This window comes from Algoriphagus sp. 4150, assembly GCF_031457395.1.
Taxonomy (GTDB): Bacteria; Bacteroidota; Bacteroidia; order Cytophagales; family Cyclobacteriaceae; genus Algoriphagus.
The window spans coordinates 124,242-145,839 of sequence record NZ_JAVDWS010000012.1; the positions used below are offsets into that span (position 1 = coordinate 124,242).

The 21,598-nt window shown below is 44.1% G+C and carries 18 protein-coding genes; 1 reads left to right on the forward strand and 17 read right to left on the reverse strand.

The window, feature by feature from the left end; genetic code table 11:
• Positions 1–17: 17 nt before the first annotated feature.
• The 10 genes from J2X69_RS15680 to J2X69_RS15725 form a co-directional block, all read right to left on the reverse strand.
• A complete protein-coding gene (locus J2X69_RS15680) occupies positions 18–740 on the reverse strand; it encodes a metallophosphoesterase family protein (RefSeq protein ID WP_310105209.1) in 723 nt (240 codons plus the stop codon).
• A complete protein-coding gene (locus tag J2X69_RS15685) occupies positions 737–1,801 on the reverse strand; it encodes an ArsO family NAD(P)H-dependent flavin-containing monooxygenase (RefSeq protein WP_310105212.1) in 1,065 nt (354 codons plus the stop codon). Before J2X69_RS15685 ends, J2X69_RS15680 begins: the two co-directional genes overlap by 4 nt.
• Positions 1,798–2,859 (reverse strand): ACR3 family arsenite efflux transporter, encoded by a 1,062-nt coding sequence (gene arsB, locus J2X69_RS15690; RefSeq protein ID WP_310105215.1) that lies wholly within the window; start codon positions 2,857–2,859, stop codon positions 1,798–1,800. Before arsB ends, J2X69_RS15685 begins: the two co-directional genes overlap by 4 nt.
• 2 nt (positions 2,860–2,861) lie before the next feature.
• On the reverse strand, positions 2,862–3,491 hold the full coding sequence (locus J2X69_RS15695; protein WP_310105218.1) for a protein-tyrosine-phosphatase: 630 nt from the start codon (positions 3,489–3,491) through the stop codon (positions 2,862–2,864).
• 19 nt (positions 3,492–3,510) lie between these two features.
• On the reverse strand, positions 3,511–3,981 hold the full coding sequence (locus tag J2X69_RS15700) for a DUF6428 family protein (protein ID WP_310105221.1): 471 nt from the start codon (positions 3,979–3,981) through the stop codon (positions 3,511–3,513).
• A gap of 277 nt (positions 3,982–4,258) precedes the next feature.
• Positions 4,259–4,591: a metalloregulator ArsR/SmtB family transcription factor gene (locus J2X69_RS15705; protein WP_310105224.1), complete on the reverse strand. Its 333-nt coding sequence runs from the start codon at positions 4,589–4,591 to the stop codon at positions 4,259–4,261.
• Between the two features lie 452 nt (positions 4,592–5,043).
• On the reverse strand, positions 5,044–6,171 hold the full coding sequence (locus J2X69_RS15710; protein ID WP_310105227.1) for a PepSY-associated TM helix domain-containing protein: 1,128 nt from the start codon (positions 6,169–6,171) through the stop codon (positions 5,044–5,046).
• 68 nt (positions 6,172–6,239) lie between these two features.
• On the reverse strand, positions 6,240–7,445 hold the full coding sequence (locus tag J2X69_RS15715) for a DUF4374 domain-containing protein (RefSeq protein WP_310105229.1): 1,206 nt from the start codon (positions 7,443–7,445) through the stop codon (positions 6,240–6,242).
• Positions 7,446–7,456: 11 nt separating this feature from the next.
• Positions 7,457–9,853 carry a TonB-dependent receptor gene (locus J2X69_RS15720; RefSeq protein WP_310105233.1) on the reverse strand — a complete coding sequence of 799 codons (2,397 nt, stop codon included), beginning with the start codon at positions 9,851–9,853 and terminating at the stop codon, positions 7,457–7,459.
• Between the two features lie 11 nt (positions 9,854–9,864).
• Complete coding sequence (locus tag J2X69_RS15725) at positions 9,865–10,533, reverse strand: hypothetical protein (RefSeq protein WP_310105236.1); 669 nt, start codon at positions 10,531–10,533, stop codon at positions 9,865–9,867.
• Between the two features lie 217 nt (positions 10,534–10,750).
• Here J2X69_RS15725 and J2X69_RS15730 point away from each other — a divergent pair, with 217 nt between their 5' ends.
• A complete protein-coding gene (locus tag J2X69_RS15730) occupies positions 10,751–10,912 on the forward strand; it encodes a hypothetical protein (RefSeq protein ID WP_310105240.1) in 162 nt (53 codons plus the stop codon).
• A gap of 123 nt (positions 10,913–11,035) precedes the next feature.
• Here the strand turns inward: J2X69_RS15730 and J2X69_RS15735 are convergent, their stop codons facing one another.
• From J2X69_RS15735 to J2X69_RS15765, 7 genes are all read right to left on the reverse strand, one after another.
• Entirely contained in the window at positions 11,036–11,563 is a 528-nt protein-coding gene (locus J2X69_RS15735) for an RNA polymerase sigma-70 factor (RefSeq protein ID WP_310105244.1), read from the reverse strand.
• 254 nt (positions 11,564–11,817) lie between these two features.
• Entirely contained in the window at positions 11,818–13,350 is a 1,533-nt protein-coding gene (locus J2X69_RS15740) for a SulP family inorganic anion transporter (protein ID WP_310105247.1), read from the reverse strand.
• 336 nt (positions 13,351–13,686) lie between these two features.
• On the reverse strand, positions 13,687–14,433 hold the full coding sequence (locus J2X69_RS15745; RefSeq protein ID WP_310105250.1) for a GntR family transcriptional regulator: 747 nt from the start codon (positions 14,431–14,433) through the stop codon (positions 13,687–13,689).
• Positions 14,434–14,779: 346 nt separating this feature from the next.
• Positions 14,780–15,955: an MFS transporter gene (locus J2X69_RS15750; protein ID WP_310105253.1), complete on the reverse strand. Its 1,176-nt coding sequence runs from the start codon at positions 15,953–15,955 to the stop codon at positions 14,780–14,782.
• Positions 15,955–16,926 (reverse strand): ROK family protein, encoded by a 972-nt coding sequence (locus J2X69_RS15755; protein ID WP_310105255.1) that lies wholly within the window; start codon positions 16,924–16,926, stop codon positions 15,955–15,957. Before J2X69_RS15755 ends, J2X69_RS15750 begins: the two co-directional genes overlap by 1 nt.
• Positions 16,913–18,208: a GH36-type glycosyl hydrolase domain-containing protein gene (locus tag J2X69_RS15760; RefSeq protein WP_310105256.1), complete on the reverse strand. Its 1,296-nt coding sequence runs from the start codon at positions 18,206–18,208 to the stop codon at positions 16,913–16,915. The genes J2X69_RS15755 and J2X69_RS15760 overlap by 14 nt, the downstream gene beginning before the upstream one ends.
• A 189-nt stretch (positions 18,209–18,397) precedes the next feature.
• Positions 18,398–21,574 carry a GH92 family glycosyl hydrolase gene (locus tag J2X69_RS15765; RefSeq protein ID WP_310105258.1) on the reverse strand — a complete coding sequence of 1,059 codons (3,177 nt, stop codon included), beginning with the start codon at positions 21,572–21,574 and terminating at the stop codon, positions 18,398–18,400.
• Positions 21,575–21,598: the final 24 nt, after the last annotated feature.

Sequence of the window (21,598 nt, forward strand, 5' to 3'; positions counted from 1 at the left end):
TTGTTTACAATCGCTGTTTATTTTCCCTGAGCCAATGCATCAGCATACTGCCCCGGAAATTCACTCTCCCTCAATGCCCGAACAGATGACTCAACATCGTATTGCAGTCTACGGAATTCCGGTTGCCAACTAAGTGAATTCCCGGCAGAGATCAATTTTTGAAGATCTGCTATTACATAGCCCGCCCGGAGATCCCCGTCTTTAGGTTTGCCTACAGAACCCAAGTTAATGACATGTCTCAACTTATTCCCATCCTGTATAATCCGATGGAAGGGCTTGTGGGTATGCCCACAAAGCAAAATATCAGCATTCCGCTCACGCATCATGGACAGTACTTCCTGCTCCGGATAATCTTCGGTCATGTAATCATCGATCGCCTTTGGGCTGCCGTGGACCATCCATAGATTTAAGGATTTTCCTTCAAATTCATAGGAAGTTGTTATTTCCCCCGGCAACCCGAGAAGATAATTTTTGGTCTCAGAGCTGATAAGGCTTTGGGTGATGGCGCTGTTGGTTCCTGATGCTGCCTGAGATAGTTGCAATGCTTCCTCATGATTCCCCATTAACGTCGGGATATGATCTTTCCTGATGAGGCTAACCACCTCTTCCGGCCAGATATGATAGCCCACCAAATCTCCAAGACAGAATATCCTATCCGGTTTCTCCCGCTTTATATCCGCCAAAACAACCTCAAGTGCGGGGAGATTGGCATGTACATCAGAAAAAAAAGCAACCCTCATTTGATCTCTTTTATATAATCCACAACTTCCTTAACTGTCTGACGGGCAGAGCGGCCTACTCCTATCAAGGTAGCCGAAGCAAACCCGGTCCATCCGCCATAACCAACCGTCCAGAGTCCAGGAACATCTTTGCAGCGGGTTTCTTCAGTAGAAATCCTGCCCCTGACATCTACCGAAACCAAATCGGAGAGATGCCCGGTAGCAAAACCGAAACCTGTACACCAAAGGATAGCATCAATCTCATCTCTTTCTCCATTCTCCCAAACCACAGCAGTTTCTTCCAAAACTGAAATTCTCCCCTTCGAACTAAGCACAGCCCGGCCCCGAGCTTCCTTGACAGAAGGCGTCATCACGATATTTCCCAAATGATACCGGGAAGAGTCAAAAGGTTTGCCCAGTTTTTCAGCTTCATATTTGGCCGTCGCCAGATCAAATAATACCCTACCGTCCACATCGTCAGGTAAAAACTCCGGCTGCTTATGTGTTGCCCAGACGGTTTGAGCCACTTTACTTACCTCAGCGAGCAGCTGTGCCCCGGTATTTCCCTCCCCCACGATCAGCACTCTTTTTCCTTCAAATGCTTTGGAATTTTGATACTCCTTTGAGTGCATCTGCAGTCCTTGAAATCGCTCCCTTCCCGACACTTCAGGAATGAAAGGATTCTGCCATGTTCCGGTGGCTGAGATCACTGCCTTGGTTTTTACCTGCTGTCCCTCTTCTGTATGAATTATAAAAACCCCATCTTCCCGGGTCACCTGCGTGACGCGGACACCCCGCTCAATCGGAAAATCATACCGCCGTTCATAGGCACATAGGTAAGAAATGACCTCTTCCCGGGAAGGGTATTCTCCTACTGAAGCTGGCATCATAAATCCGGGAAGAGAGCTGAATTTAGCAGGAGAAAACAAGGTCAGCGATTCCCAAGTCTGTGGCCAGCTCCCTCCGCAGGTTTCCTTATCGTCCAAAATAAGGTAATCCAGCCCCGTTCGCCGTAGAAAATATCCACACGCAAGAGCGCTTTGTCCCCCTCCTATAACTATCAGCTCAACTTCCTTTTTCACAAATTCGATAGTTTGGGTGTGCCATAATACTTATCTCTCAGCCAAAACGAAACCCTAACCAAAAGTATCAGGGCGGGTACTTCTACTAAGGGACCAATCACTCCGGCAAAAGCCTGTCCCGAGTCAAGTCCAAACACTGCGATAGCCACCGCAATGGCCAGCTCAAAGTTATTTCCGGCGGCGGTAAAGGAGATAGCCGCATTTTTATCGTAGCTGGCCCCCATGGCTTTGCTGAAGAAAAACCCTATAATAAACATCAGCGTGAAGTAAACCAGGAGAGGTATCGCAATCCGCACCACATCCATAGGTATTTCTACAATCAGTTCACCTTTCAGCGAGAACATTACCACAATGGTAAAGAGCAACGCTATCAACGTAATCGGTGAAATGGAAGGAATAAACACCGTGGTATACCATTCTTCACCTTTGGCACTGACCAAAATCAAGCGGCTTAGCAGCCCCGCCAGAAAAGGAATTCCCAAATAAATGGCTACACTTTCGGCAATGGTCCCGATGGAAATATCAACAATGGCCCCTTCAAAGCCGAAATAAGGTGGAAGCACCGTTATAAACAACCATGCATAAAAGCTGTACATAAACACCTGGAAAATACTGTTAAGCGCCACCAACCCGGCACCATATTCACTGCTGCCTTCTGCCAGATCATTCCACACCAACACCATCGCGATACAGCGGGCCAATCCGATCAGGATCAGACCCACCATGTATTCCGGGTAGTCCTGAAGGAAAATCAGCGCCAAAGCAAACATCAACCCCGGGCCTATGATCCAGTTGAGAATTAAGGAAATACTGAGAATCCGTACATTTTTGAAAACCTTTGGCAAAAGCTTATAGTCAACCTTTGCCAGAGGGGGGTACATCATCAGTATCAAGCCAATCGCTATTGGAATATTGGTACTCCCCGAGCTAAAGGAATTGATTACCTCTGAACTGGAAGGGAATAAATACCCTATCCCCACCCCAACGGCCATGGCCAGAAAAATCCACCAGGTCAGATTCTTATCCAGAAACCCTAGCTTTTTTTGAGACGTGGTCATACTTATTGGTTATTGACTTGTCCAAAAACATAGAACATCTCCGAGGCAATCTGCAAGGATCTTTCGTCATAGCGGCTTGCTTCTTCGGGAGTTCCGTCATACTTTTTGGGATCTTCATATCTTACAGGAATCCTGTTTTCGGTTCCGGGGATAAATGGACAGTTTTCATCCGCATGTGAGCAAGTCATCACTGCCGCAAATCTCTGGGCCTTGTTGATCGGATCATCGAAGAGTTTGGAAAAGGCGGAAATCGGTTCTGCCTCATCGGAATGAAAGATGAAATACACCGGATTTTCGCTTCCTTTTTTGGCAACTCTAAATCCGCTTCGCTTGATGGATTCCACCGCACGCCCGTTGAATTCCGTCACTTCGACTCCTCCCGAGTAGCAGTCGGCAGGAATCCCGAAATAATCTGCCGCAGTCTGTGCCCAAATCTGGGAGAACTGGCTCCTCCGGGAATTGTGGGTACAGATAAAGTTGAGATTAAGCTCTTCACCTGCCTTTACTTTCTCCTGTATATAATCAATCAAAACCTGAAGAACTTCCTTTCTTTCATCCGATATAGGGAAGGATCGGGCTTTCTCTACAGTTTCTGAAAGCCGGGGCAATAAAATAGCGTTAGTATTATTCATTTTTGAGTGATAGGTTAACTTAACAACATCCTGATCCTGGCGCACAGGCATTGGCACCTGCGGCCAGCACTGCCATGCTTAATTTTTCTTTTTCCTGCGGAACCCCACATTTGTCCTTGGCCAGGCAATCGGTCTGCTTGCTTGTGAGCAAAAAATTCTTCCCGTCAAACTCCAGCCCGAATTTGCCTATGGTGTCCGCCTGATATTCTACCTCCACTTCCAAATCTTCAAGTCCCAATACTTTTTCAGACAGTTCGATAATACTGTGCAGCTTTTCAGGATTTAGGCGGTGGTTGTAATCATCCGCATTCCAAAGTTGGAAATTGGCCACATTTTCTGTTCTCACCGTTCCCCCGCAGTCAATAAAATGCTTGGAGATTTTACCTACTTCGGTGACATGAAAGTGGGTTGGAACCAATGATCCGTCAGGCAATTGAAAGGCGATGTGATCCAATTTGCCAAGAGCTGTCTTAACTTCTGATACGTTCATAACTAAGTTTATTTATTGCGATAATACGATTAATGGGTGTAAATTTTTTTATATTTATCCGTAATGATGCCAGTCACTTCAGTTGCTTTGTTTATCTGGCCAGTAGACCGATACTTCGACTACGCTCAGCACGAGTGACGGGAGACCGAAGACAGAATGACCTTACCTGATTTTGGTTATCACATTCTTGTCTTCTGGACGGTTAAATTAATTGATCGTTTTAGTATTCTCTTTATTGGTAGATAAGCGGATATACATAATTTTTTTAGCCCCCAAGCTAGCAGCAGGTGCTATCGGGAGCTTGAAATTGATCAAATACCTCATTGAAAAGCTGTTGGATGTGCACCCACCTTGCTGGATTAATGCAATAGCTAACCGAAACTCCTTCTATGGTTCCCTGGATAATCCCCACTTGCTTGAGTTCCCTCAGATGTTGGCTGATGGTAGCTTGTGCCAGCCCCAGCTCCTGTACCAGGTCCCCGTTGATACAAGTATTGGATCTCAGCAGGTACTGGATAATTGCTACCCGTGCAGGATGTGCAAATACTTTAGCAATCTGCGCCAGCTCATTCTGTTCTAGGGTAAATAAATCTGTCTTGGTAACTCCCATAGCTTTTTAATTCATTGCAATATTACAATGAATATTTGTAATCTAAAATTTCTTAGATGATTTTCTGAAAAATCTGTATGACCATCTATGTGATTATCCGCAATGATATCAGTGATATTATTCTCATTGCTTAGGTGACCGGAAGACTCCGCCACGTGGGACAGGCGATACTGGGAGACCTCAATTCTTAAGTTTACCGTGTCTTATGATGCTTCTGGGTACCTACTGACAGAAAGGCTGAGGTACGTAAACAGCTATGCCTTGTTTGGAAAAAAACAACAATATCCGAAGGAATATTTCCGAAGCATTTATTGAAGGCCGTCAGCCTGATGTATTGCAACGCCGCGCGATCCTCACATTCACTTGCGCCCTGCGGAACTTTACCAAAGTCAGCTCCATGAAGGTCTTTAATAAGTAATCCTTTCTTAAGAAATTGCCTTTTGCTATAGCCCTTACTTTTTCCGACCGTACCAGATCAACGGTCCAGTCACGGACAAACCGGCAATAATCAGACTTGCCAGAAAAGCAATAATCTGGCCCGGCATCCCGAGAATGGTACCTACATGCAGATCATAGTTTAGTGCAGCCAGCTTTTCTCCGGAATTCTTCTCCCAAAACGTTTCCACTCCCAAGCGCTGACCGGTTTTCTTGTCATAATAATACACTTCCCGCTTGAAGTTAGCTTCACTTCCAATGTAGGCACGGACGATGATCGGCGCGGCCGGCGAGGGCACAAAACGGATCATGGCAACGGAAGTATTGGGAGCAGCTTCCAACGTACTGGCTAAAGCAAGATCCAATGTATTCTGAGAAGATGCAGGAAGTGAGTCCGCCACCGCCAATTGGAGCCCTGAAAGGGCTTTGCCCCCATTTGCAAGCCACTGTGCTCCATGATTAAACTTTTCAGAAGCCCAAAAAAGTCCGGTGAGCGCCGAAAGCAGTGCCAAAACCAGCACATAAAAACCCAATATTTGATGGAGATCGTAGTTTATCCTTCTCCATCTGGTGGTACTTTTCCACTGGAAAGTCAGACTTTTTTTCAGATTTTTTCTTTTGGGCCACCATAGAACAAGTCCTGTAAGCATCATCACCACAAATAGAATCACCACCCAAGTGACAATCACATTCCCGTAGGCGTAGCCGAGAAACAGGGTAGTATGCATCCAAAATATGACGTTGAAGAACTCCCACTTTGTATCTTCAATAAAAACAGGAATACCCGTGTAAGGATTCATATACACGGTCTTGTAAAACTTCATGTAGTCCGCATAAAAAAAAGCATCTCCATCTAATTCCTGAAAGATAAAAGCTACCGTTTCATCCGGGTCAAGAGGAATCAAGGTACGCATACAAGGAACTTTGTAATCGATTGCTTTGGAAGCATTTTCGAGCAGAGTACTTATGGGAAGCCGGGCAGAATCTGCGGGGACCTCGACAAACATCCTATCCTGATAGACCAAAGGCTGGATTTCGTAATAGAAGGAATAGAGACAGCCTGTGATAGAGATGACAAACACCAGGGCTCCAGTGATCAGTCCTATCCAGCGGTGAATAAAGCGGAGGGTCTTTTTGAATTTCAAATCTAAAGAGGGAAAGAAAAATCAACGTCTCCCCCCAAAAGGAAGAGACGTTTAGAAATTAAGACTGCTTAGTCTGTTATAGGGAAGAAGGCAGACATAAATTCAGCACCTTCATACGTTAAGCCTTTACTTGTGGAATTGGAAGCAGGATCATAGATATGAAACGCGTTTCCATCCGTCTGGGTATTGGCCATGATGACAGCTTTTCCGCCTGCTGTAAGCGCCATTGCTCTTCGTGGATATCTGCTGAGTGGAATATCCAGTTTTGATGTGGATTTGGTGAGAAGGTCCACTAGGTGATATTCGATCACGAATCCACCCTGATAGTCGCCATAAGCAGTAATCAGATCACTACGGAACACCTGCACAATTGCTTTATTATTTCCTACGTATAGCATACCTCCTGTATGGTTGCCGTCCAGTGCCTCGGTCAGATTGAAGAAGTAACTGTCGTCAAAATCAGAAGAACCCGCATTTATTCGGACGATTCCTGAAGGAAGGGATTCGTTTGCACCCCAGTAATCAGAATTGCACGATGTAATGTAGAGATCTCCATTTTCAGAAAATCCGTGAGAAGAAACAACACTATAGGCCAAGCTTGCAGTTTTGTCAGTATAGATGGTTTTCTCATAGGTCAGATCAGACGCATTGAATATTGCCACAGGAGCCTCATTATAGGCCACATATTTTTCATCCGAATGGATATAAGGCACATATATTTTACCCTCTTTTAAAATATACGCTGAAGGAATGGATTTAGAATTCGAGTCAGTAGGCAGCGTAATGCTTCCTGTGGACACTTGGGTCATCGATTCTGTATTGATGATCTGGTATTGAAAAACCCCATCCGAAGTTGCCCTCGGTCCGCTGGATATCAACATACGGCTGTCTGAAATAAATTCGTACACTGGGCCTCCACTGATTCCAAGATTTGGCAAAGAACCTCTGTCGATAAGAATCCCATTTTCTCCTACTTCGTATTTGGAAAGTTTATCGTCTGAGTTGAGAAAGACATATCCATCATGGGAAGTGATAGGCACATTGTACGGAATACCCGGAATCTCCTGAGCTCCTGTGATACTGGCAGATCCGGTTTCTACTCCTTTCAAGAGATGAAAGGGATAAGAATCAATCCCCGGAAGGCTTAGCGCCACAAAGAAATTGTATTCATCATCAGAAGGGATGGGATTACTGTCTTCATTATCATCACATGCCGTAAAAGTGAGCAAGGAGATAAATGCAAACGTAAGGAATAGAAAACTATGTTTTTTCATAAGTGAAATAGTTAATTGATTAGCGAATTTTTACTGAAATAATACCTGATTTTAAGGAAGAAGGCTCTTCCGGGTTTCTGCTGGTTGAAATTGTCATAGGCTGCCTTGTCAAAGATGTTTCTGGCCTCCAAACTGACATTATAGGTACGGTTGATGTCCGAGAGAGTCACCCCTACATTATTGAGCAATTGCACTGGCACTATGTTTTTGGTGCTCGTGATAGCCACGCTCGGATAATTGAGAAAATACTCGTGGACATAATTAATAGAATGATATAGAGATAAGTCCGCGCCTGTAAACAGGCCCGCAAAAAGATAGGTCAGCTGCGTGTTGGCGAATAAGAAGGGGGTATTGGGCATTCGATCTCGGTATACCAAGCTTGGATTCCTAGTTCCTGCTACATATTTTTCATTATTGAGCACATTCTGATAGGTGAGGTTTGCCTGCAAAGTCAATTTTTGGGCATATTGGTAATGTCCTTCCCACTCAAATCCCCTAATAAGCACGCCCAGCACATTGGTATACCTGCTAAACACACCTTCCTGACGCAGGAAGACAAAATTATCCACGTCCCGCATGAAAAAATTGGCATCAGACCGTAATACATGACGGTTGATCTTGATCCGATAAGCCATACCAAGATTGACATTCAGACTGCTTTCAGGTTGGAGTTGTGGATTGGCAATGATCTGCAGTCCATCGCCAAAAATCTCTCTGGGCTGTGGCAGTCGGTAGCCTTTTTCAAATGATCCTTTCACACTCCAGTCAGGACGAAGAAAATATCTACCCGCGGCAGCATAACCCCATCGGTTTTGGTCAGTTTCGATGTCTTCTATTTCAAACTGTCCTGCCTGATATTGAATCGCATTTCTGGCCAGCAGGTAGAGATTATAGTTCTTAAGTGCGAAGGTGGCCCGGAGCTTTTGATCCATTGCATTTATTTCATATTCTAATCCTGACACCACCTGGCGTATATCATTGGGGGAACGAAAAGGCTGGTTATTGTTTGTACTGAGCCGATTTTCACCCTGTCGGGAAATACTGGAAAACAATTGGTTAAAACTCAGGGTATGATGCTCATTGAAGCGATAATCCAAAAAGATCCGGTTTAAAAAATGGCTTTGTTCATATTCGAAAATTGTTTTTTCCCGAACCATTTCACCGAGATTGTTACGCTCTGTTCGGACTATTTGTCCAGACCAGTCATAGCGATTTGAGGAAGTATCTATGCTGGTGCTGTTGATTTCATTGTATAATGCAAATACGTTCAAGCCTAACTTAGGAGAGAAAAATTCCCTCTTGGAATATTTGAGCGTATAGTTTCTGTTCCGCTCGCTCTCCTCGGCCTCTCCCACTGGTTTGCTGTTAATACCTTGAATATCCTGATCAATAGTTGCTACAGAAACTCCCGCCAACAACTGATCTGCCCACTTAGTTTGGGTAAAGCCTGCCTCTACATTACCCATGTAGGCTTGGTATTGATCATGAAATCTTCGGATGTCCACAAACGTTTCTTTTCCTTCGCGGAATACCGACATGCTTTTCATCCGATAGTCATTGTCACTATAGTTATAATAGCCGGAAGCTTTAAAGGTGAATCCTCCTCCATTTCTGTACTGCCCATTTAAGACAGCCTGATGAGTATTGAAGGAACCGGTGCTGTAGGAGGCATCTAGAAAAGTATCCACATCCTGCCGGGTCACGATATTGATGGAGCCCCCTAAAGCATCCGCTCCGAGTTTTACTGGAACGACGCCTTTGTACACATCAATTCGTTCAATCATATTGACAGGCAGATTGTTGAGATTAAACCCGCTCCCTAGCTGATCCACAGGTACCTCGTCTACAAAAATCCTTACCTGACGGTCAGATAGCCCATTAAGAGAAAGGTTATAGGCAGATCCCATTCCTCCGGATTCCTTGATTCTGATTCCTGCGGCATTCCTCAATACCTGATTCAGATCCACACTGAGATTTTCAAACTGCCCAGTTTCAATCGACGAAACATTAAAACCTGCCTCTCTGATTATTTCCGAATCGGATTTGATTTGTCGCTCCGTCACCTGCACCATTTCCAGCGTGTTTTCGGAGGCTACAAGAATAAAATCGGTCTGCGTATTCTTCTCAACATCGATGAGATATGTCTTAGACCTATAGCCAATACTACTTATGGTAATAGAATAAGACTTGGCAGAGAGTCCGGAAATACTAAAAGTGCCATCCAGATTGGCCAAAGTTCCCTGCGAACTATCCAGAACCTTGAGGTTGGCAAATGGCACAGGTGAGCCTGTTTGATCCAGCACCTTTCCTGTGATGGTGAACGTGGACGTCTGAGCTTTAGCCACTCCTCCCAAAACCAGAAGAATGACCCATAGCATCGATATTCTAAAGGATATTAATAGCTTCAATCTACCCGGAGTTAACTTTGTGACTTATTATTTTCCAACTGATCCAATGCTTCGTGCCAGAGACGCAAAGGCAGCTCGTGAAGGATGCGGGTATTGACCACATGGATTTCCTCCCGCTTGTATTTACTGGTAAAGAACAGGTACTTCTCTCCATTTCGAAGGTTAAACTCAGCCGCTTGAGTTATCCCGATAGCACAGTTTGATTTTACCTCTACCAGAATATCCCGTCCGGTAAAATTGTCCAGCTCTACAAAACCGCAAAAATCAAGTTCCCCCCTGCCATTTGCCGAAGAAGTCATTCCGGAAATCCGGCTTTCGGGCTTGAGCAGAAGTTCCATTCCATTTATGGATTCTTTCAGCTCTGTCTCCTCTGAAAAGTTTGTAAAAGACATCAATATTGGCACTGAGGTGACCAATAGCCGAAAAGCCAAAGCGGAAACTACTGATATGGCCACCACACCCGCAGCATAGCGATAGATAGAGTTTGGGATTTTGGCAAATCCCAAGCCCCGTGGGCCCACAGTGGCCCATACTTCCTGCTTCATCTGCTTCAGGTCCCTCTCCTGTAAGTTTGACTCCTCCCAGTTTGCGGAGTCAAGCCATGTCTGTAAAAACTGCCGCTCCTCCCCTGTGCACTTGCCTTTGGCATATCGGTCTAAAAGTTCAGGTGTGATTTTCATGATCAGTACATTGAGTTACTTACCTGAATAGCCGCATAACTCGGCCATTACCCTGAGTCATATTGAAAAAAAATACAAAAGAGGGTCGGGAACATATCAATTTCATGAACCGACCAAGCCTGACACAGAAGTTAGGGTATCAGGATGTTTCCTGCATTGGGGGTTTACGGGCTTTAGATCGGTATCACGACTTTCAGAAAATATTATTTAGGGCTTGTTGAAAAAGCCTCAGGTATGCCAGCTTCAAGGCGGCCGAGTGAAGATGTATGCTTATACCTCGAATGAGGCCAACGCAGAAGATGGTATGACTGAGGCTAGCTTGAAAATCCCGATTTTGGGATTTTCTGATGCATGGATAAAGACCTATTGTGGCCACTAAGCTTGCACCTGCTGAAAAACCGTTCGCATTAAAAATGGGGTACTCATTCAATATGAAAGCTTTTGATCTATTACCGGCGTTTTTCAGCATGCCCTATTTACTTTCTGACAATTGATCTGATCCTTAGCTCAAGTTATCCGCAGAAATTTCTTTTTTAATAAACTTGAGAGCTTTCGTCAGGTGTGACTCCACTGTTTTCTCAGAAATCAATAGCGTAGATGCAATTGCTTTGGCACTGAGACCTTTTTCCCTGCTTAGTTTATAGACCTCTCTGCATTGACAGGGAAGACGGTCCACGAGATAATCTAACCGTGAAGTGAGCTCGTTGAAAGCTATTTGCTCCTCCGTATCTCTGTTGCTGTTGCAATAGTTTTCCAAAGCACAGTGCATATGCTTTTCCACCCGGGCTTTCTTTCTGTAATAGTCTATGGACTCAAGCTTAACAGCCCGGATCAGGTAATGGGAGACAGAACCGGTAAATTTAAGTTTGTCCTTTCTTTCCCAGATGGATTTAAACACCTCCTGCACGATCTCTTGGGCCGTTTCCCGCTCATTAACCAAGGTATAAGCCAGGGAAAGCATTTTTGTGGCATATAAATGATAAAGCCTTTCAAAATCCTCTTTGGATTTGATGCTTGTCAATTCCTCCACTTGACTTAAATGAATTTTTTTTGGCTTACTGAAAAACAAAGGCTTAGGCGATAAAGCCCCAAAGTTATATCATGATTTACATGAAGGCAATTTTTATTTAAATTAAATCTAAATAATGGAATTTCCGTGCGATATCTCCTTTGCTTTAATGGCTTCCTTCCTGTCCGGTAGACAGGGATAAAAAAAAATGCGTCCGGTCTGACAGGTTAATCAGAGCCGGACGCCTACAACAGGTTTGGGTTGTATCTTACTACTTAGGTCAATTTATCCGTCATCACTTTGTAAGTAGGATCTTCGAGAATGTTGATTTCGAGGATTTCGTCCGCTCTCGCCAGCAATCTTCTACAATCCGGACTGAGATGTCTTAGATGAACTTTTTTACCCACTTTATGATAGCGTTCTGTGATTTTGTTGAGTGCTTCGATTGCTGACATATCCACTACCCTGCTTTCCTCAAAATCGATTATCACTTCGTTCGGATCGTTCAGCACATCAAATTTCTCATTGAAGGCTGTGACAGAACCGAAAAACAAAGGACCAAAAATCTCATAATGTTTGACCCCGTTTTCATCCACATGTTTGCGCGCACGGATTCGCTTTGCATTGTCCCATGCAAAAAAGAGTGCGGCTAAAGTCACCCCAATTAAAACAGCAAGGGCTAGGTCCCGTAAAATAGCCGTCACCAGCGTGACCAAGAACATCAGAAAAACATCTTTTTTGGGCATACGGGTAATTGTCTTGAAACTAGCCCACTCAAATGTCCCGATAGCTACCATAATCATCAACCCTGTCAATGCCGCCATGGGGACTTGCTCTATTATCCCGGAACCAAAAACTATAAATATCAATAGCATCACTGCGGCTACAATCCCCGAAAGCCGGGCACGTGCCCCCGAGGAAATATTGATCAAACTTTGTCCAATCATGGCACAGCCGCCCATTCCTGAGAAAAAACCCGAGGTGATATTAGCCACTCCCTGCGCAACAGCCTCTTTATTACTTCTACCGCGAGTTTCAGTTATTTCATCGATAATATTGAGCGTAAGTAGCGACTCTATCAGACCCACTCCCGCCATAATCAGTGCATAGGGAAAAATAATCTTAAGGGTTTCAAAAGCAAAGGGAACCTTTGGAATATGGAATGGAGGAAAACCTCCTTTGATACTGGCAATATCTCCCACGGTCTTTGTGTCAATTTTCAGAATGGCCACCAACCCAAATACCACTAAGATCGCCACAAGGGAAGCAGGTACCACCTTTGTGAATTTGGGAAGGCCCCAGATAATCAGCATAGTCAACAATACAAGCCCCAAGAGTACATACAGAGTCGTGCCGGAAAGCCAAAAGCCTTCCTCCGTTTTGAACTGGTCCAACTGGGACATAAAAATGATAATTGCGAGCCCATTGACAAAGCCAAATATTACCGGATGGGGAACCAACCGGATAAACTTTCCCAGCTTTAACGCACCGGCAACAACCTGAATAATTCCGGATAGCACGACAGCTGCGAATACATATTCCACTCCTTCGGTTTTTGATAGGGTTACGATCACGGCGGCAATCGCCCCTGTTGCTCCCGAGATCATCCCCGGACGACCTCCAAAAACGGCAGTCACCAGTCCCATCACAAAAGCAGCGTATAGACCGGTCAGAGGAGATAAATCGGCCATAAAAGCGAAAGCAACCGCTTCGGGAATCAGTGCAAGGGCTACAGTAAGCCCCGACAGCACTTCGGTTTTATAGTCAACCCGCTGACTGAAATCAAATAAATTGAAGTATTTCTTCATATAAAGAATAGTGATTGGGAAAGGATAATTCGGAAAGGATATGGGGGAAATAGAAACAATGCTAACCCTGATGCCAAAAGCTCAGGAAATCCGGAAGCCCGGAAAAAAAATTTAATCTGGAGTAACTGCTGTAGTTTCTAATTTCATTGCCTTGCAAAGGTAGTCAAAAAACATAGACAAAATAGGCGTTTAAAAAATGGCAGCTTCACCAAAACTCACCAAAATGACCAAAATCAACGAAAATGCACAATTCAATCGATTACGTAGAAAGATGAAAAAAATTGTAAAAAATATATTCTATATAATAAACACTCTCTAAAACAGCACTCTTATAGATTAAAATTCACGTTTTAAATCAATATCATACGAGAAATAGTCTGTAGCATAATACACCACATTATACTCCACGGGCCTGTCCCCCTGATCAAGTACGATACGCTCTCTCTTCAAAACGGGATCACCTTTTTTGATATCAAGAGCTTTGGCAATCGTACTAGAAGCCGCCACTGCTTTTAGCTTTTCTTTTGATATTGCCACCACTACATGAAACTCCCGCTCTAGCATCTCATACAACGGTTGGTAGAAATTCTCCTTCCCCGTCAAGCCTATTCTCGGATGAAAAAATGAGATGCTGTAAAGATATTTGGCATCTTTTGCCCCCCTTACTCTCTCCATACAGCATAATTCTGTCTCAGCAGTAACATTCAGTGCTTTTAACGTTCTTTCATCCGGCAACTCAAACCCTACCTTGACCGAATATTCCACCACCTCAATTCCTTTGTCCTTCATTTCCTTTGTAAAGGAAATCCATTGATCCAGCCGGGTTGAAATATTTTGGCTAATGACTTTGGAACCAACCCCCCTCTTCCTTTCTACCAGTCCTTCCTGTACCAACTTATCAATAGCTTGTCGCACTGTATTTCTGGAAATCCCAAACCTCTTTGCCAAACTTTCCTCCTTAGGCAAAAAAGATTCCCCGGACGCATATTCTTTTATCCGTATAAGTTCCCTAAGGTATTGTTCCACCTGTACGTGATAAGGAATAGAACTTTTAAGATCTAATCTAAAATCTTTAACCTGCATGGTTCACTTTTAATTATTCAAATTTGAAATGGGTTCATTTTTACCCGGAAATCCCTCAACACTACTTAAGATATCCATTATCACCATTCAATTTTACTATATTTTTCCGATCCAAAAATCATTAAACATTTAATTAATTTATAATCGACATTGAACCATATCATTATCCACAAGTCCATCGGTTCAATCCAAATCAATGTCCCGGCATAAAGGACAGAGTCACCTACCTAGCTCCGTTACCATGAAAATATTCCGGTAAATACACCGGCCGGTTCTACAGTAGACAATCAACGTTGGATAAGTATCGAAAATGGAGGCTTATCTGATTTTCAGGTAAACTGTTAAACTATAAAGGCAGATCGGCATCATACTTTTTCAACGCAGAATGGGAAAAGGAAATTATGATTGCCGAAACAATTAACACGATAAACCCTTCATTTACGGTAAAGTTTTTTTGAACCATTCCCATAATCAACGGAATAATCGCTCCACCAATAATCGCCATGGTCATCAAACCTGAAATTTCATTACTTCTTTCCGGTCTTTTATTAATTGTCAAGGCAAAGATCAATGGAAACAGATTGGCAGATGCCAATCCAATCAAAACAATAGAAATCAGCGTGGCAGTCAAGCTCGAAGAGAAAGTCAAGCTCAAGAAAAACAACACAGTGAGGAGGCTGGACCATTTCAAAAACTTAAGGTGGCTCACCTTATTAAGGAGTATTGCTCCCAAAAAGCGGCTCACCATCAAGGAGAAAAAATACAGACTAATCCCCAACGAAGAATTCTCCAGACTTATATCATAATTAGAAACCAATAAACCCTGAATATTGGTATTCATGCCTACATCTATACCTACAATGAGGAAAATAGAAAGTACCATAACAGCAATCAAAGGATCTCCAAGCAAGGCAAAACATTTCCTGAAACTTGTTGAATTTGCTTTATACTTTTCCACCACCACAGTCTTGCTTAGCCATCCGGCGGTCAAAACCGAGATGAAACCATAAACCAGAAAGACATTCTTCCAGTCTCCTGTAAAGGACACCATAAAGGCTACAATAAGCGGCCCAAGCAAGGAACTGATTGCCTTCACAAATTGGGATATACTCAAAAGACTCGGGTATTTCCCTTCCGACACCACTTCCCTCAGCAGAGGATTTGATGATACCTGAATGAACGTGTTTCCTATTCCCAGCATCACAAATGACAGTAGAAAAACAGGATAGGAATAGCTTACAAATGGAGTAAACATTCCTATCGCCGTTGCACCGATTCCTATAAGCAGTACATTTTTTTTACCAATCCTATTCTGAAGCAGGCTCACAGGAATAGAAAGAATAAAAAACCATACAAATACCATAGACGGAATCAGCTGGGCCATAGTGGGAGTCAGGTCGAAATCCTGCTGTGCAAAGCCTGTGGACACTCCTACGATATCCACAAAACCCATTACGATATAACTTAAGAGTATAGGAGCAATCTTCTTGTATATTATGCCATCAGTAGTTGTCTCCTGCATCACATTTCCTTGATTAGATCCGACAACTCTCCGTAATATTCATCATCAACCAACAACGCTCCACCGATCAAGGCCGCATGATCCATTAATCCTGACAGGTAAACATGCTCAATCGGCAATTCTTCTATCAGCGGCTCTTTAAATAATTCAAATGCATTGGAAATATTACCGCCCAACACCAATACTTCTGCATTGAATTTTCCCATAAAAGGAGCCAGAAATCTTCCCAGCTCTTGTCCGAAGAGCTGAAAGGCTTGCCTTGCTTTGGGATCACTCTTGGCCAATTGGTAGATTTCCAACGCATTGGTTGCCCGCTGCCCACTCACTATATGATAAAGATGCAATAATCCCCGGGTAGAAAACAGCTCATCAGCCATCACTCCATCCACCGGCTGATTGTATAAAAACCCTCCTTCAGGAACCCGTGAATCTGAAAACACAGGCTTTCGATTGACTATAAATGAGGCCCCCAGTCCTGTGCCCAGCGTAATTGCCAAACATCTATCAAATGTTTTCGCCTTTCCTATCGTAGAAACTGCAATGGCAAAGGCTGAGGCATCGTTTATAAATCTTACTTGGGAATCAGCCAGTCCCAATCGTGTCGCCAGTTCATTCTTGATGTTCAAGCCGTAGATGCTTTCATATTTATTGACACCCGTAATCCGGCTAATCCCTTCATAATAGTCAAAAGGGCCGGGGATAGCTATTCCCACCCCGGCAATCTTACTTTGTGAACAGGAGATCGTAGTACTGATTGCTGCACTCCAAGTATCCAGTATCTTGGTTGGCTCCCAATTTGGATCAACATGATAAGTGCTTCCGGAATCCAAAATCAACCGCTTCTCTATACTGTCATAGAGGCATGCAGCAATATGACTTCCACCTATATCTACACCGACCTGTATCATAGCAAGCCTATTATTGGTAGCTGCTCCTGATGTTTGCTCATGCTTGTTGTCATTTTGGATCAACAGTTTGTTCCAATGCCTCAATTGCGTCAACCAGCACTCCTGCGCTTCCTTTGAAGGTACCCGATCCTCTGGGTTCATTGTCTATAGAATACCATTCATAGAAACCTTTGTTCTTCACCACCCTTTCTGTCATGGGCTGAATCTGCTCATATGCTTCTTTTACAAAACCGTTTTTCACCAATTCCAACACCATTCTTCCACCAAACCAAGTCCAGTCTCCGCCATTTTGATAGCTGTAGACCGGGTTCATGATCTTATTGGCAAAGAATCCCTCAGGATACGGGGGATAAATAGTCAGTCCAATGGAAGGTGCCCCCGCTTGCTTCACTCTGGAAACCATTTCGTCCAGCGATACTTTGATCTCTTTTTTTGATAAAAGCCCCGCTTCTATGGCTATTGCTGTTCCTCCGAAGTAGTAAATTTCTTCCTCATCAAAATCCTCCGGAAAAGGCGAGCCTTCCAAATAAATATGCGGGATGAATTTCTGTTTCTTTTTGTCCCAAAGGTGTTTTCTGACATTTTCAGCCAATTGCTGTTTTACGGGCATCCATCTTTTCCGGACTTGCGGCATGATTTCCATCAGATTATCCAAGGCAATGATCATCATGGCATTGTCGTACACATCAATCGCCCGGTGTGTATTTTCATCCAGATCAACTCCCCAGCCATGCTCAGGCTGCACATCCCCCCAATCTGCCGTGGTAGCGCCCCAGAGCAATCCATATTCTTCACTGAATCTTTCATTCATCAGGAAATCCATAGACCACTCCATCCGCTCAGCAATTGTTTTGTCACCTACAACTTCCTCCAAAATAGAGCTGTCACCGGTGACCTTTATGTATTTAAAGACCGTCTGGACCAGAGACGTTTCCTGATCTGTCTCCACCGTATTCTTATGGCCAGCATACCTGGGTTCAAGCTCTGAATAACTGAAGTCCGTCTCTCCTTCACCTATACTTTCGGCAGGGGTAAATCCGTCGATAATATTGCCGTCTTCCCCCTGCATCCTAAAAAAGACCAGCAGGTTTTCCTTCAATTCCTCCTTGGGATAAACTTTGGCTGCAAGGTTGATAAAGGTATTGTAATCCCTGATCCACACCTCACGGTATCCGTCTCCTGCGTTGAATCCCTCTGCTATTACTTCAAGGGCTTTTTCTTTGACGAATTTGAAGTTTTCATCACTTATAATCTGTTGGCTGAGCGCTTCATTCGTCTTTGGTTTATCCTGCGCCTTTGCATTAAAAACCAATGCAAGTGCAGCTATTACGAGATATTTTTTCATTTGATATTTTAGGATTGTTGTTAAATATGTGTATTCGAATTATGTCCGGTGCTAGCCTGAAAAAATCCCCCTTGCCCCCTTTTAGAAAGGGGGAATTGCCAAATTTGAACTTCTAGGATTAATTCAAAGTACATACGTGCAGTTAAGTGGATAATCATAATTATTAATTACTAGTTTTTAAGTTTCAGCTTAATATGGCAACTTTCCCGTGCCCCAGTTTTCATTTGGATTCGGCCCCATTTCCAATATCAACTCTCCTCCCTGTAGGAGTTCATTGACTCCGAACCAGAATTGATGAAGGGGTTTTCCATTGAGTGTTGCCGATTGTACATACTTATTTTTTCGACTGGCATTTTTTGCGGTAATGATGAATTTCTCTCCCCTGCCGTATTGGTTGTCAAGCTTGATCTCCACCTGCTCAAACAGCGGACTAGCGATCTCGTAAATAGGTTCTGACCGGGTTCCTCCATCTACCTGAAACAAACCCAGAGATGCCATGACAAACCACGCGCTCATCTGCCCCTGATCTTCATCACCTAGGTAAGCATTGGTCACATCGTAGCCATAATACCTGTCCAAAATAGCCCGGCTCCACTTCTGGGTAAGCCAAGGTTTTCCTGCATAGTTGAACAAGAAGGCAAAATGCATGGACTGCTGGTTTCCCTGAACTACCGGATAGTCCCAATATTGGTCGTTGGGCCCGTTGAATCGCCAGCGGTCACTTTCCTCAAATCCCCATTCCAGCCGTTCCAAAAACTTCTCCTTACCTATCTCCTTCATCAAACCGGGCACATCCTGAGGCACAAAAAATGAAAGTTGCCATGCATTTCCTTCTACGTAGTGATGGTTTGCGCCGGAAGTAAACGGATCAAAATCCTCCAACCACTTACCTTCGGAGTCCTTCATTCTGGCATAGCCTGTGGATGGATCTATCACATTTTTCCACCAGCTACCCCGTTCATTGAATTGTTCGTACTCAGCAGTTTTTCCCAGCGATTTGGCAAACTGCCCCACTGTCCAATCGTCAAAACTGTATTCCAGGGAATTGGAAAAACGTCCCTGATCATAAGGCACGTAGTGATGTTCCAAATACGTCAGCAAGTCTCTATTACCCGCAAATCCCCCACCTACTTCAGTTGCTTCGGTGGTCTGCATTTTCACCACCGCTTCAAAGGCTTTCTCCACATCAAAATCCCGGATCCCCATCTGGTATGCTCCTACGATCAATGCGATCTCATGCTCGGCCACCATCACAGGAATATACTCCATACCCGCAGGGCCTTTAGCGAGCCAGCCGGCATTGTCATACATGGCAAGCTGGGATCTCACCCATTTATTGGACCATTCGGGTGTCACCAGATTCCAAAACTGGTTCAGGTTCCAAAACGTATTCCAGAAGGCATCACATCCCAAGGCCAGGTCATTGGGATCTTCAAATTGCTGTATGTTTTCGTCAGCATCCCTCCACCTTCCGTCTACATCCGAAAACGTATTTCTGCTGGCAAGCGCACGGTACATATTCGTATAGAAACGCTCCTTTTCCCTTGCATCATTGCTCGAAACTTTCACCCTGTCAAGCAGCCCGTTCCATACCGTTTGTTGATTGGCTACCACCGCATCAAAGTCCCAGCCGAAGGGATTGGAGATTTCTACCGAAAGATTCTCTGCGGCATTTTCTATGCTCACATAAGAAATCCCGGTACGCATCTGTACGGTTTTGTTTTGGAGGATATCAAACTCCACAAATGCCCCCGCACTCTTTGGATCAGTAGCAAATAAATTTTCACCCTTAACTATCCGCCCATCTACCCAATGGCCAAACTCAGCAATAGGCTGATCAAACTCAATCACAAAATGAACAATGTAATCCTGCCCGACTCCTTTGGACCAGGCATTGGGAGTCAATTGGTGGCTTTTCCCTTCGATCCTGGTAGGTGATACCCTGGTGATCTCACAGGATTCTATCTGATAACCATATTCTGTGGGAATCGACAGGTCGACCATTATTCTCCCCCTTTCTCCCTGTCCGAACTCATACTTTTGAAAACTTGCCCTGTCAGTGGCAGTCAAAGAAGCCCAAATATCCGTGTCTGTCAAATGCACTTTGTAAAGCCCTATACCTGCATATTCAGAGCTCTTGTCGATTGTAGAACGATAGCCTGAATCCACGTCACTTTGATCTCCTACAGTAGTCCAAACCAGCTCCCCTGCGGTAGGGAATGTGCCCAGTCCGGTCATCGTCCACTCATGAATATGGCTGAATGTCCCTATGGATTCAAAATTAGGATCATAACCTGCCTGCCATCCCGAATTCTGATTATCAGGACTCAATTTTACCATTCCAAAAGGCATCCATGGTCCGGGAGCAATCATCCATCTGGAATGTGCAGTACCCAAAAGCGTATTTACATAACCGCTCAGCCCGTGCATGGGCTGGGGGGATCTGGTGATTTCTCCATGTTTTACCGATTTTCCGTCAAGCAGAATCTCATAAGTGCTGTTTGTAGGCTGGGACACCCCCGGCATTCCCGCTTCCAACAGGTACTTTCCCTCTTCCAGTTTTTGGGTTAGAATCTCTTTCCCATCGAGCTTTACCGTCAATTCGGGATTCTCATCCAAGTGAAAGATTTCTACCAATAAGGGCTGAACAATAGTTCCTGAATCTTCCAATTGATAAGTGGCAGCAGTGACCTCACCTAAGACAGCGTCTTGAGGCTTTATCAGATCAGGAGAAAGAGTGGTTGCCAAAGAGATGCGGTCAAATGCGATCCAACCTCCATCCAAAATGGTAATGGAAATGCGGTTTAGTCCATTTTTAAGAATTCCTTCAGCCAGGGGGATTTCGATGAGCTGTCCGGAATCCGGAGTTCCTTCACCTTTTTCCAATACCAATCCGGAACCTTTCTTCAGGTTAAACTGAAAATCCTCCCCGTTCACCAAGACTTTCAAGTGTGGCGCATGCAATGAATCTGTATCCACAAGATCTATCTTCAGCTTACCACTAGCTCCTGTCGCTTTATCCAAAACAAAACCCAAATTCAGGAAATGCGAACGTATGCCTGCCGTATGGCCGGTGCCTCCCCAGCCATTTTTTGGTCCCGGAAGCACATAGGGGAAGTCAGCTTGGATATCGTCTCTACCAATCCAAAACATTCTATCCTCAAAACCAAAATCATGTGCTATAAACTCTGTGTACTTATCAGGATACAGGGAGAAACCCTCTCCTGAGTCGGTTTCGGCTCCGAGACTAAACAGCTCGGAGTCCTGTGCCGATGCAGTTGGAAATACTGCCGTCAAGAGCAGAAAAACCAAAAGCAAGGTTCTTGATTTGAGGCTTTTCAGTATATAATTAATTCTATTCTTCATAGTAGTAAGTTCTTTTATGACTTT

Bases quoted from the DNA above. Each gene is read 5' to 3' on its own strand.
- J2X69_RS15745 (WP_310105250.1), bottom strand. From the start codon at position 14,433: ATGCAGGTTAAAGATTTTAGATTAGATCTTAAAAGTTCTATTCCTTAT.
- J2X69_RS15740 (WP_310105247.1), bottom strand. From the start codon at position 13,350: ATGAAGAAATACTTCAATTTATTTGATTTCAGTCAGCGGGTTGACTAT.
- J2X69_RS15750 (WP_310105253.1), bottom strand. From the start codon at position 15,955: ATGCAGGAGACAACTACTGATGGCATAATATACAAGAAGATTGCTCCT.
- J2X69_RS15725 (WP_310105236.1), bottom strand. From the start codon at position 10,533: ATGAAAATCACACCTGAACTTTTAGACCGATATGCCAAAGGCAAGTGC.
- J2X69_RS15705 (WP_310105224.1), bottom strand. From the start codon at position 4,591: ATGGGAGTTACCAAGACAGATTTATTTACCCTAGAACAGAATGAGCTG.
- J2X69_RS15695 (WP_310105218.1), bottom strand. From the start codon at position 3,491: ATGAATAATACTAACGCTATTTTATTGCCCCGGCTTTCAGAAACTGTA.
- arsB (WP_310105215.1), bottom strand. From the start codon at position 2,859: ATGACCACGTCTCAAAAAAAGCTAGGGTTTCTGGATAAGAATCTGACC.
- J2X69_RS15760 (WP_310105256.1), bottom strand. From the start codon at position 18,208: ATGAAAAAATATCTCGTAATAGCTGCACTTGCATTGGTTTTTAATGCA.
- J2X69_RS15680 (WP_310105209.1), bottom strand. From the start codon at position 740: ATGAGGGTTGCTTTTTTTTCTGATGTACATGCCAATCTCCCCGCACTT.
- J2X69_RS15765 (WP_310105258.1), bottom strand. From the start codon at position 21,574: ATGAAGAATAGAATTAATTATATACTGAAAAGCCTCAAATCAAGAACC.
- J2X69_RS15715 (WP_310105229.1), bottom strand. From the start codon at position 7,445: ATGAAAAAACATAGTTTTCTATTCCTTACGTTTGCATTTATCTCCTTG.
- J2X69_RS15700 (WP_310105221.1), bottom strand. From the start codon at position 3,981: ATGAACGTATCAGAAGTTAAGACAGCTCTTGGCAAATTGGATCACATC.